The organism is Wenyingzhuangia sp. IMCC45574 (assembly GCF_054182685.1).
Window position 1 is genome coordinate 1,420,892 of record NZ_CM135169.1, and the last position, 12,533, is coordinate 1,433,424.

The 12,533-nt window shown below is 33.5% G+C and carries 10 protein-coding genes; 5 read left to right on the plus strand and 5 right to left on the minus strand.

What is annotated here, in order from left to right; translation table 11 throughout:
- Positions 1 to 166: 166 nt before the first annotated feature.
- Both ACXHHC_RS06010 and aroC read left to right on the plus strand, forming a co-directional pair.
- Complete coding sequence (locus ACXHHC_RS06010; protein ID WP_458228733.1) at positions 167 to 922, plus strand: sulfite exporter TauE/SafE family protein; 756 nt, start codon at positions 167 to 169, stop codon at positions 920 to 922.
- 72 nt (positions 923 to 994) lie between these two features.
- Positions 995 to 2,056 (plus strand): chorismate synthase, encoded by a 1,062-nt coding sequence (aroC, locus tag ACXHHC_RS06015; RefSeq protein WP_458228734.1) that lies wholly within the window; start codon positions 995 to 997, stop codon positions 2,054 to 2,056.
- A 60-nt stretch (positions 2,057 to 2,116) separates the two neighbouring features.
- Here aroC and ACXHHC_RS06020 read toward each other — a convergent pair whose 3' ends face one another.
- The 4 genes from ACXHHC_RS06020 to ACXHHC_RS06035 form a co-directional block, all read right to left on the minus strand.
- Complete coding sequence (locus ACXHHC_RS06020) at positions 2,117 to 2,893, minus strand: patatin-like phospholipase family protein (protein ID WP_458228735.1); 777 nt, start codon at positions 2,891 to 2,893, stop codon at positions 2,117 to 2,119.
- Positions 2,894 to 3,096: 203 nt separating this feature from the next.
- Positions 3,097 to 4,404 (minus strand): UDP-N-acetylglucosamine 1-carboxyvinyltransferase, encoded by a 1,308-nt coding sequence (gene murA, locus ACXHHC_RS06025; protein ID WP_458228736.1) that lies wholly within the window; start codon positions 4,402 to 4,404, stop codon positions 3,097 to 3,099.
- Positions 4,405 to 4,445: 41 nt separating this feature from the next.
- A complete protein-coding gene (locus ACXHHC_RS06030; protein ID WP_458228737.1) occupies positions 4,446 to 5,126 on the minus strand; it encodes a DUF4290 domain-containing protein in 681 nt (226 codons plus the stop codon).
- Positions 5,127 to 5,253: 127 nt separating this feature from the next.
- Positions 5,254 to 7,596, minus strand: coding sequence for an ATP-dependent helicase (locus ACXHHC_RS06035; protein WP_458228738.1), 2,343 nt, complete (start codon positions 7,594 to 7,596; stop codon positions 5,254 to 5,256).
- A 292-nt stretch (positions 7,597 to 7,888) separates the two neighbouring features.
- Between ACXHHC_RS06035 and ACXHHC_RS06040 the strand changes: the two genes are divergently transcribed.
- A complete protein-coding gene (locus ACXHHC_RS06040; protein ID WP_458228739.1) occupies positions 7,889 to 9,934 on the plus strand; it encodes a M13 family metallopeptidase in 2,046 nt (681 codons plus the stop codon).
- A 41-nt stretch (positions 9,935 to 9,975) separates the two neighbouring features.
- Here the strand turns inward: ACXHHC_RS06040 and folP are convergent, their stop codons facing one another.
- A complete protein-coding gene (gene folP, locus ACXHHC_RS06045; RefSeq protein ID WP_458229232.1) occupies positions 9,976 to 10,755 on the minus strand; it encodes a dihydropteroate synthase in 780 nt (259 codons plus the stop codon).
- Positions 10,756 to 10,980: 225 nt separating this feature from the next.
- Between folP and ACXHHC_RS06050 the strand changes: the two genes are divergently transcribed.
- Entirely contained in the window at positions 10,981 to 11,520 is a 540-nt protein-coding gene (locus ACXHHC_RS06050; RefSeq protein ID WP_458228740.1) for a DUF1599 domain-containing protein, read from the plus strand.
- A 7-nt stretch (positions 11,521 to 11,527) separates the two neighbouring features.
- Positions 11,528 to 12,490 carry a BT_3928 family protein gene (locus ACXHHC_RS06055; protein ID WP_458228741.1) on the plus strand — a complete coding sequence of 321 codons (963 nt, stop codon included), beginning with the start codon at positions 11,528 to 11,530 and terminating at the stop codon, positions 12,488 to 12,490.
- The last annotated feature ends 43 nt before the right edge of the window (positions 12,491 to 12,533 follow it).

Sequence of the window (12,533 nt, forward strand, 5' to 3'; positions counted from 1 at the left end):
TCTACATACGATTTCTCGTTTGCGAGTGCAAATATATAACTCTTTTACAATTCTGCTAACTTTTTTCTGCATTTTTTTAACGAAAAAAAGCAAGTTGTTAAAACAGAAGCTTTTAAGATACTACTGAATTTAAATAACGTAATTTTGATTTAGAAAAACTACTTAGATGGAATTTTACTTTGAGCTTTTACAATTGATTTGCGTTGGATTTATAGCAGGAGTTGTAAACACAATGGCTGGAGGTGGCTCTCTTTTAACCTTGCCGATGTTAATCTTTATGGGTTTATCGGAATCTGTTGCAAACGGTACCAATAGAATTGCTCTCTTTTTACAAACAGGAACCGCTGTTGCAGGATTTAAAAGTAAAGGTGTAACCACATTTCCTTTTAGTATTTATCTTGCAATCCCTGCTTCTATAGGTGCGTTTATTGGAGCCAAATATGCCATAGATATAGATGGAGAAACCTTTAAAAAGATTCTTTCTATAGTAATGATTGTTGTTGTACTTCTAATTGTCTTTAAGCAACAAAAAAAAATAGTAGAAAAACAACTAGAACGAACTAAAGGTAAATACTTGTTTTTTTCAATGATAGCGTTCTTTTTTATAGGCCTTTATGGAGGTTTTCTAAACGCAGGAGTTGGATTTATTATGTTATTAATACTTCCTTATCTAAATAAATTTTCGCTGGTAAAATCTAACGCAACAAAAGTAACCGTAGTATTTATTTACATGACAATCTCTCTACTTGTATTTATTATGAATGGTAAAGTAGATTGGACACTTGGTTTGACCATGGCTATTGGAAACTCTCTGGGTGCCTGGTTTGCAAGTAGATACTCTGTTAAAAAAGGAGACAAATTTGTTAGAGTTGCTCTTTTAGTGATTGTTAGCGGAATGGCTATTAAATTATGGTTTCTCTAAACAAGTCAATGTTTAACTTTAAATACTGCCAAGCAAAAAGTTTTCGTTAAATTTGCGCAAACTTTATTTTTTATGGCTAATAAATTTGGAAAGCTATTTAGCATTACCACATTTGGAGAATCTCACGGACCTGCAATTGGAGGAGTAATTGACGGATGTCCTGCAGGAATTGAATTGGATTTTGAAGCAATTCAGAAAGAATTGGATAGAAGAAAACCTGGGCAGTCTAAAATTGTTACACAACGTAAAGAGCCAGATACAGTAGAGTTTATGTCTGGAATTTTTGAAGGTAAAACTACTGGTACTTCTATTGGTTTTAGAATTGTAAATACAAATCAAAAGTCTAAAGATTACTCTCATATTAAGGATCAGTATCGTCCTTCTCATGCAGACTATACCTATAGTAAGAAATACGGGCACAGAGACTACACAGGTGGAGGTAGAACTTCTGCTAGGGAAACTGCTAATTGGGTTGTTGGTGGTGCTGTAGCAAAACAAGCTATTCCAGAAATCAAAATTCATGCATATACTTCTTCTGTAGGGAATATTCACTTAGATAAACCGTATCAAGAATTAGACTTTTCTGCTATAGAAAGTAACATTGCTCGTTGTCCTGATGCTGATAAAGCTCAGGAAATGATTGACTACATTGGAGAGATTAAAAAACAAGGAGATACTGTTGGTGGTACTGTTACTTGTGTTATCCAGAATGTTCCTGTAGGATTGGGAGAGCCAATTTTTGACAAACTACACGCGCAATTAGGAAAAGCCATGCTATCTATTAATGCTGTAAAAGGTTTTGAGTACGGAAGTGGTTTTGAAGGAGCTGCTATGATTGGTAGTGAACATAACGATATTTTTAATTCTGACGGAAGTACAAAAACAAACTACTCTGGAGGAATACAAGGAGGAATTAGTAACGGAATGGACATCTACTTTAAAGTAGCCTTTAAACCTGTTGCTACCGTTATTCAAGAACAAGAAACTATTGACAAAGATGGAAACATTGTAAAAATGATGGGTAAAGGTCGTCATGATCCTTGTGTAGTGCCTAGAGCAATTCCTATTGTTGAAGCATTAGCTGCGATGGTTATTTTAGACAACATCAAATTAGATAAATCTAGCAAATTTTAGATATACATATATATTAGAAAAATTAAAAAAGGGAAATCAAATAAGCTTGATTTCCCTTTTTTAATTCAACTCCAAAGTATCCAAAACACTATTAGCAGATTTATAACCTTCCGCTATTAGCTCTTTTATATTTTTGGTACTAGACAAACTGTACTTAGACAAATCTGGTTCTATAATAATATCTGATTCTTTTATTTGACTCTCCACGATATGTCGGATTCCAAAATGAAGACTATTTATTAATACATCTACAATATTGGTTGGTTGTTTTTCTACATGAATAGGGTTTAAATCCACTGCTATTATAAAATCTGCCCCCATTTCTTTTACTGCTGTAACGGGCACATTTTCTGCAATTACCCCATCTACTAACATCTTACCTCCTATTTCTACAGGAATAAAAACACCAGGAATACAAGAACTTGCCATAATTGCACTACTTATATCTCCTCTATTTAACACTACCCTATCTCCATTGCAAATATCTGTAGCAATCATAGACAAAGGAATTTTTGAATCTTGAATGTTTTTGTGATGAATGTATTTAGAAATTAAATTCTCCATCTTAGAATTGGACAACAATCCGAATTTAGATAAAGATATATTGGTGATGTCAAACCAAGTAAAATTCACCGCAATTTCCTCAATCTTTGCTATAGGAACTCCAAAAGCATACAAGCTTGCAATCAAAGAACCAATACTTGTTCCTGCAATGTATTGTATTTTAATACCACGTTCTTCTAACGCCTTTAACACACCAATATGCGCTGCACCTAAAACCGCTCCACCCCCTAAAGCCAAACCTACCTTTTTGTTTTTAAGCACTGATAATTCCATCTATAATTTTAATATTATATAGCATATTCAATGCCAAAACTAGTATTTATACAATCAAAGAATGACATAGATCCAACTTTACAATCATATAACAAAGCCAATCTTAAAACGTGGATAAAAAAAACGAGATCAAAAAAATAAATTTTAATCTCGTTTTTTATTAGTGAAGTCTAATATCTAACTTCTTATCTCTAAAACTATTCTTAGTCTATTCGCTCTATCTTAGCACCAACTGCTTGTAATCTTTCTACAATGTTTTGATACCCTCTATCTATTTGTTCTACATTATGAATAGTACTTGTTCCTTTAGCAGACAAAGCAGCAATTAGTAAGGAAACTCCAGCACGTATATCTGGAGAAGTCATTGTTGTTGCTTTTAAAGTTGACTGGTGATTCATTCCAACAACTGTAGCTCTGTGAGGATCACATAAAATTACCTTTGCCCCCATATCAATTAACTTATCTACAAAGAACAGACGACTTTCGAACATTTTTTGATGCACTAAGACTGTTCCCTTTGCCTGAGTAGCCATTACCAATACAATACTCAATAAATCTGGTGTAAAACCAGGCCATGGAGCATCTGCTACAGTTAATAAAGAACCGTCAATATAGTTTTCTATCTCGTAAGACTCTTGCTTGGGAATATAAATATCGTCCCCACGTTTCTCTAATTTAATTCCTAATTTTCTAAATACTCTAGGAATCTGACCTAAATCGGGCCAAGAAACATCTTTAATGGTAAGTTCCGACTTTGTCATAGCTGCCATCCCAATCCAAGATCCAATCTCAATCATGTCTGGCAATACTCTGTGCTCTGTTCCTACTAAAGAATCTACACCTTCAATAGTTAATAAATTAGAACCAACACCTGTTATCTTAGCTCCCATTCGGTTTAACATCTTACACAACTGCTGTAAATAAGGCTCACAAGCAGCATTGTAAATAGTAGTTATTCCTTTAGCCAATACAGCTGCCATTACAATATTTGCAGTTCCGGTTACAGAAGCTTCATCTAACAACATATCTGTTCCTTGTAACCTCTCTGCCTCTACTCCGTAAAAATGCTCTTCTTTATTATATCTAAACTTTGCTCCTAGGCTTATAAAACCCTCAAAGTGAGTATCTAATCTTCTACGACCAATTTTATCTCCACCAGGCTTAGGAATAAACCCTTTACCAAAACGAGCTAATAAAGGCCCAACAATCATAATAGAACCTCTTAATTTTTTTCCATCTTCTTTAAAAGCATCAGAACTTAAATAATCTATATTAACTTCGTCTGCCTGAAACTCATAAGTAAACTCATCTAACTGATTTACCTTTACCCCCATATCTCCTAGAATTGCAATCAACTTGTTTACATCTATGATATTAGGAATGTTAGATACCTTTACTTTTTCTGGAGTTAACAACACTGCACATAAAATCTGTAACACCTCGTTTTTAGCCCCCTGAGGTGTGATTTCTCCTTTTAATTCGTGTCCCCCTTCTACTTTAAATGTTGCCATGGCTTAGTTCTTAGTTTCTAGTTTTAGTTTGGTTTCGTTTTTTACTTACGCCCTTTATGGTTACGGTTGTTGTTTCTATTGTTGTTATTGTTTCTATTATTGTTCTTATTGTTGTTATTCTTACTCTGATTGTTCATTCTACCAGAATTACTTTTGCGTAACAACGTAGTACTATGCGACAATTCTTCTTCCGAATTTCTTAAATCTATCTTTCCATTAGAAAGCTCATTTAAATGATCGTAAATAACACTATCTTCTACCGTGTCTTTATTCCAATTTAAGTAGCACTTTTTCATATGGTTGGCAATATTCAAAATTAATGCCTCTTTTAATTCAGAATCTTCCCAACTTAACGCAACATCAATCATGGTCTGAATATTATTCCCATAAAACTTATACTTACTAGCAGATTTTGGATACTCTAAACGCTCTGGTTTTACATTTGTTTCCTCTTCTGTTAATTTTTCATATGGAGAATTTACTTCTAATCTAAACCTAGACATAATAAATAACTGATCCCACAACTTGTGCTTAAAGTCTGGCACATCTCTTAAGTGTGGCTGTAGATTCCCCATGACATCAATAATAGAATTGGCCATTTTTTCTTTTTCTTCTTCATCCTCTAATCCAACACAATGATCTACCAATTTTTGGACATGTCTCCCGTATTCAGGAATTATCAATGAACTCCTTTCGGAGTTGTATTCTAAATCAAAACTCATAGTTAATTACGTAAAATAAGTATCTCTGTTGTTTTTAGGTCTTTTCAGGTGAAAAGACTGCAACAACAATCTATTCTGCAATAAACAATTAATTCTTTTAACTAAAAAATATATTGTTAGTTTATTTCTACTCTAATATTGTCAACTTCGCAAATTTTGGAAGTATCTTCTTTACACCTTCACCTGCAAAGTTTACCTCTACTTTTACATTTACTCCATTCCCCTCCAAACCAACAACTTCTCCTGTACCAAACTTAGCATGGCTTACCTTGTTCCCTATTTTAAAACTCTGCTTAGCACTACTGCTAGCACTGTTTTCTCCCGCTAATTTAGGAGTAATTTTTCGTAAGTTTTGAGGCTTTCTAAAAGGTGTATTTGTAGCTGGTTTTTCTTGATTTCTTACCGAACGAGAAACCGGTTTTCTAAAACGAATTTTCTCTTTAGGCACATCATCATCAAACAATCCTTTGTCTACAAAACGATTTGCAACAGCTACCTTGGTTCTTTGAGGAGCTAAATGCTCTAAATATTTTTCATCTATCTCTTCTAAAAAACGACTTGATTCACAATCCATTAGTTTCCCCCAGCGATAACGCGTATGAGCATAACTTAAATAACATTGTTTTTCGGCTCTTGTTAACGCAACATAAAACAAACGTCTTTCTTCTTCCAGGTCACTTCGAGTATTTACACTCATAGCAGAAGGGAATAGTGTTTCTTCCATCCCTACAATATATACAAACGGAAACTCTAATCCTTTTGCCAAGTGAATTGTCATTAAAGAAACCATTGGCTCGTCATCTTCCTTAGTGTCTTGAGTGGTTGCCAATGCAACATCTTCTAAAAAGGCGGTTAAACTCATATCTTGGTCTGCTTCCTTTTTTTCTTCGATAAAGTCTTTAATAGCGTTTAGTAACTCCTGAACGTTTTCTACTTTATTTACCGCTTCTGGAGTTCCATCACCTTGTAAATCTTTTATTAAACCTACTCTTTTTACAACCTCATCGGCTACCTGAAAAGCATTGTTTGCCTGTGCAGAAATTTGCAAACTTTCAATTAAAGTAGCAAAGTTGTTTAACTTGGTTTTGGTACCTCCTTGTATTTTTATATCCGTACTTTCTAAATCTGTAATAATTTTAAAAATAGATTTCCCATAATGATTGGCTGCCACGCTTAATTTATCCATGGTAGTGTCTCCAATTCCTCTTGCCGGATAATTAATAATACGTTTTAATGCTTCTTCATCGTTTGGATTTATCAACACCCTTAAATAGGCCAATAAATCTTTAATCTCCTTACGTTGATAGAACGATAGGCCTCCAAATATTTTATACTTAATTCCCTTTTTACGCAAGGCATCTTCCATTGCACGAGACTGGGCATTGGTACGGTATAGAATTGCAAAATCATCATACTTTAACTGATGATTCATTGCATTTTCGAAAATAGAATTTGCCACCCAACGTCCTTCTTCACCATCGGAAAGGGTACGCATTATTTTAATCTTCCCTCCAGCATCGTTGGCCGTAAAAATAGTCTTATCTAAACGAGTTTTGTTTTTCTCTATTAAACTATTTGCAGCCTCTACAATATTACTAGTAGAACGATAGTTTTGTTCTAATTTAAAAGTTTTAACATCTGGATAATCCTTCTGGAAGTTTAAGATGTTATTGATGTTGGCTCCACGAAAGGCATAAATAGACTGCGAATCGTCTCCTACCACACAAATATTCTGAAAGCGATCTGCCAGGGCACGAACGATTAGGTACTGTGAATGGTTGGTATCTTGATACTCATCTACCATTACATATCTAAAACGATCTTGGTATTTAGATAATACATCTGGAAAACGAACTAACAATTCATTTGTTCTTAGCAGCAAGTCGTCAAAATCCATAGCTCCTGCTTTAAAACAGCGGTTTACATACTCTTTGTAAATAGCTCCCATTTGTGGTCGCATTGCTACAGTGTCTGCTTCTATTAACTCAGGATTATTTTGATAGGCTTTTACAGTGATTAAACTATTTTTAAACTGAGAAATTCGTCCTAAAATAGCTTTAGACTTGTACTGATCTTTGTTTAAGCCCATTTCTTTAATAATGGAATTCATCAATCTAACACAGTCCTGTGCATCGTAAATGGTAAAGCTAGAAGGATATCCTAATTTGTCTGCTTCGGAACGAAGAATACGTGCAAATACAGAGTGAAAAGTCCCCATCCATAGATTTTTTGCTTCACTTTTACCCACCACGGCACCAATACGCTCTTTCATTTCTCTAGCGGCTTTGTTGGTAAAAGTTAAAGACAATATCTGAAAAGCATCGACCCCATTTTGCATTAAATGAGCAATACGATAGGTTAATACTCTTGTTTTTCCAGATCCTGCACCGGCAATAATAATCATTGGCCCTTCCATCTGCTCTACAGCAGCTCTCTGCGGAGGGTTTAGTCCTTCTAAATAATCTGACACGTTACTTCTATTTTTAACGTGAATTTAGCGAAAACCTTGTTTTGTTTTATAAAAAGAAAAAAGAGTTATTAACGATTTGTTTACATCATTTACTATTCTTAATAAAGATCATTTAAGTTTCACTCTCTCCATTCTACAACCCTAAATACCAACCTTTGTTAACAGTAATAAAAACTTAGTAAACTCACTATAATTCAACTCATTAAAAAACTATATTTTCACAGAAACACACCTTCTATAACACTCTATTTAAGATGTTTTAAGTTGATATTTTTATAGTAAAATAACAACAATGAAACATCTTTTTAAATTAACCATCTTGAGTTTTAGCTTACTTGCAATCTCATGTAAAGTTAAAACCAATAGTCAAGAAGTCAAACATTTAGAATATATTGACACCAACGTAAGTCCAAAACAAGACTTTTATCAATTTGTAAATGGCAAATGGTTAGATAGTGTAAAAATACCCGATGAGAAAAGTTCTTGGGGAGGTTTTTATGAACTTAGAGAGTTGACCGACAAAAACATCCTGAAAGTAATTAAAAAAAACATAGAATTGGACACGCTTTCACCTAAATCTGACGAGGCAAAAGCAGTAAACTTATATCTGACTATCTTAGATACCATATCAAGAAACAAACAAGGAGTAAAACCTATTTTAAAGAATATTGAAAAAACCAATCAAATCAGAGATATAGAGAGTCTACAACTCTATATTACTGAAAATCAAACCAAAGGATTTTCATTTTTTTACAGTACCTATGTTTCTGCAAATGCAAAGGATAGTAATAAAAATATGCTCCATTTAGGCCCTGGTCAATTGGGACTTCCTGATCGTGATTACTATATAGCAGACGATAAAGACTCTAAACTCAAAAAAGAAAAGTATCAAAACCACATTGCTAAAATGTTGCAATTTTTAGATTTCGATTCTATTAAATCTGCAAGTACAGCCAACGAAATTGTGCTTTTAGAGACCAAAATGGCCAAAGCTAGAATGGACAAAGTAGAAAGAAGAAACCCTAAAAAAAGATACAATCCTATGAGTGTGGTTCAACTGCAAAAGTTATCTCCTGCAATTAATTGGGAACAACAATTTGCAACTTTGGGAATTGAGCAATTAGACTCTTTAATTGTTACCGATGTTGACTACTTTAAAGATCTTTCTTTTATTCTAGAAACAAATCAAGTTAGTAGCTGGAAAGGATACTGTCAGTGGTTAATTCTGAGGAATGCTGCTTCTAAATTATCTACTGAAATTGAAACTGCCAATTGGAATTTTTACAGTAAGACATTAAGAGGAGCGTTAAAACAAGAAAACAAAGAGAAAATTGCAGTAAGTGTAATCAATGGTAATATTGGAGAAACATTGGGGAAATTATATGTAAAAGAATATTTTCCTCCAGCTGCTAAAAAAACGATGGAAGATATGATTGCTACTCTGATTGAAGCGTATAAAACCAGAATAGATGCACTTCCTTGGATGGACGATTCAACTAAATTAAAAGCAAAAGAAAAATTAGCAAAAACAACCATTAAAGTTGGATATCCAAACAAATGGAAAGACTATAGTAAGCTAGAGATTGTATCTCCTAAAGAAGAAGGTAATTACTACCGTAATATCCAAAATATTTCTGAATGGAATTTTAAACAAAAAATTGAAAAATTAAAAAAACCTGTCAATAAAATGGAATGGTATATGGCTCCACAGGTTGTAAATGCTTATTACAATCCTTCTTATAACGAAATTGTGTTTCCAGCCGCTATTTTACAAAAGCCTTTCTTCGACTTTAAAGCCGACCCTGCTATTAACTTTGGTGGAATTGGAGCCGTTATTGGACATGAAATATCTCATGGATTTGATGATAGTGGTGCAAACTATGATGCAGATGGTAACCTTGTAAACTGGTGGAAAGATGAGGATTTGGAACAATTTAAAGCTCTTGGTAGTCAATTAGCAGATCAGTTCAGTAAAATAGAAGTTTTACCGGACACATACATCAATGGTAAATTTACTCTAGGAGAAAATATAGGAGACTTAGGTGGTGTTAATTCTGCATACGATGCTCTACAAATTCATCTAGCTAAACAAGAAGAAGTAGCTCTGATTGATGGTTACACACAAAACCAACGTTTTTTTATGAGCTGGGCAAATATTTGGAGAACGAAAATGCGTGATGATGCTTTGATAAATAGAGTGAAAACAGACCCACACTCTCCAGGAATGTATAGGGCTACTCAGCCATTATTAAATGTAAATGCTTTTTATAAAGCTTTTAATATATCTGAGAAAGACAGTATGTATTTAGCTCCTGAACAAAGAATAAAAATCTGGTAACTCTATAATGTTATTATTGGCTCTTAATAAAAAAAGCTCACCTATATTCCTCTATTGGTGAGCTGTACTATTTTTACAGCCTCAACGGCCTCTTTCACATCGTGCACACGTAAAATTTGAGTTCCTTTTTGCAGGGCAATTGTATTGGCTACCGTGGTTGCATTTAAAGCATCTTGCGGAGTAATCCTTAATGGCTTATACAACATCGATTTTCTTGAAATTCCCGTTAAAACCGGGAAATTCATTTTCTGAAAATAGTTTAAGTTTTTTAACAATTCATAATTGTGCTCTAACGTTTTTCCAAATCCAAAACCTACATCTAATATTACATCATACACATGTAATTCTTTCAACTTAGCTACTTTCTTAGACAACTCGTAAAATACTTCGGTTACTACATTTTCATAAGTCGGAGTTTCTTGCATGTTTTGAGGATTCCCTTGCATGTGCATTATTACATACGGCACTTTTAAATCTGCGATGGTTTTAAACATGTTCTTATCTAAATCTCCTCCAGAAATATCGTTTATCATACAGGCACCAGCTTGTATACATTGTTTGGCAACTTCGCTTCTAAAAGTATCTATAGAAATTAGAATGTTTGGGAAATTTTTCACCAACAAATCAACTACAGGAATAATTCTGTTTAACTCTTCTTCTTGGGTAATATGTTTGGCTCCAGGACGTGAAGAATAAGCCCCTACATCAATAAAAGTAGCTCCGTTGTCTAACATTTTTTTCACTTTAGACAAAATAGATACTTCATCTTTATACATTCCTCCATCAAAAAAAGAATCTGGGGTTATGTTTAAAATTCCCATTACTTTTGGAGTAGACAAATCAATTAAAGTTCCTTTGCAGTTTATGGTGTGGTGTGTATTCACAATTTAAAATTGAATGATTGAATAATTTAATGATTTGTTTAGCGTTTAGTTGTTGGTAACTCCCGTATAACTCCTCAAAAAAATTGAAAATTCGTAATTTGTAATTCGTAATTCTTACTTAAATTCGTTTCCGATATCGAAATTACTGAAAAAACACACACTATGTCTAAAACGGCTGAACAATACGATAAAATTATTGACCAATGTTTAAGTTTATTCTCTAAAAAGATGACCGACTATGGAAGTGCTTGGAGAATTTTAAGATTGCCTAGCTTAACAGATCAAATTTTTATCAAAGCACAGCGTATTAGACAACTACAAGAAAACGATGTTAGAAAAGTAGACGAGGGAGAAGTTTCTGAGTTTATTGGTATTATTAACTACTGCGTAATGGCTTTAATTCAGATTGAAAAGGGAATTGCAGATCAGCCAGATATTGAAACAGCAGAAGCGGTTGAATTGTACCAAAAGCACATTAATATTACTAAAGAATTAATGCTGAATAAGAATCATGATTATGGTGAAGCATGGAGAGACATGCGTGTTAGTTCTTTAACCGATTTGATACTACAAAAATTATTAAGAGTAAAACAGATAGAAGACAACAAAGGGAAAACCTTGGTGTCTGAAGGAATTGATGCCAATTATCAGGATATGATTAACTACTCTGTTTTTGCAATGATTCACTTGACCTTAGCATAAAATTGATATGAAATACATTACACACCTTTTGAGATTCCTAGTAGGAGCCTTATTTATTTTTTCAGGATTTGTAAAATTGGTAGACCCTTTAGGTTCTGCCTATAAATTTGAAGAATATTTTGGTGCAGATGTGTTAAATTTAGAATTCTTAGTTCCTTATGCTTTGCCTTTTGCAATTCTATTAATTTTAGTAGAATTACTATTAGGAATTGCACTCTTAATAGGTTTTAAAACCAAATTAACTGTTTGGAGTTTGTTTGCTATTACCTTGCTCTTTTTATTTTTAACTTGGTATTCTGCCACTTACGATAAAGTGACTGATTGCGGGTGTTTTGGAGATGCTGTAAAATTAACACCTTGGGAAACATTTTACAAAAACGTTGTATTTATTGTATTAATCCTTGTACTAATAGCACAACAAAAAAACATACAACCTCTACTCTCTAAAAACTTTAGAAACTGGACCTTATTTTTGTCTTTATTTGCATCCTTATATGTAATTTACTACTCCTTAAGCTATTTACCAGTAATAGACTTTAGACCCTATGCAGAAGGTAAAAATATTCGTGAAGGGATGGAATACAATGAGGACGGAGAAATTCCTCCTGTACATGATTTGTATTTAGAATCGGCTACAGATGATTTAACAGAAACTATTTTAGATGCTCCAAAGGCTATGCTTATTTTAGCAAACGAATTAGAACATGCACCTAAAGATTCTTGGAAAGAAGTGGTTGCACATGCAAAAAAAGCCCAAGAAAAAGGATATATAGTCTATGCTGTTTCTAGTAGTGGTTCTGCATTGGTAAAAGAAACCATAGAAAACAATAAAATTCCATTTGAAATTCTATTCTGTGATGGTACCACTATAAAAACCATGTGTAGAGCAAACCCTGGAATTATGATTCTTAACAATGCTACTGTTACTGCTAAATATAGCTGGAATAAAATTACAGAAAACGAATTCTAAGCCCACATACAAAACTCGTACAGAGATATTTACAGATTTTTCT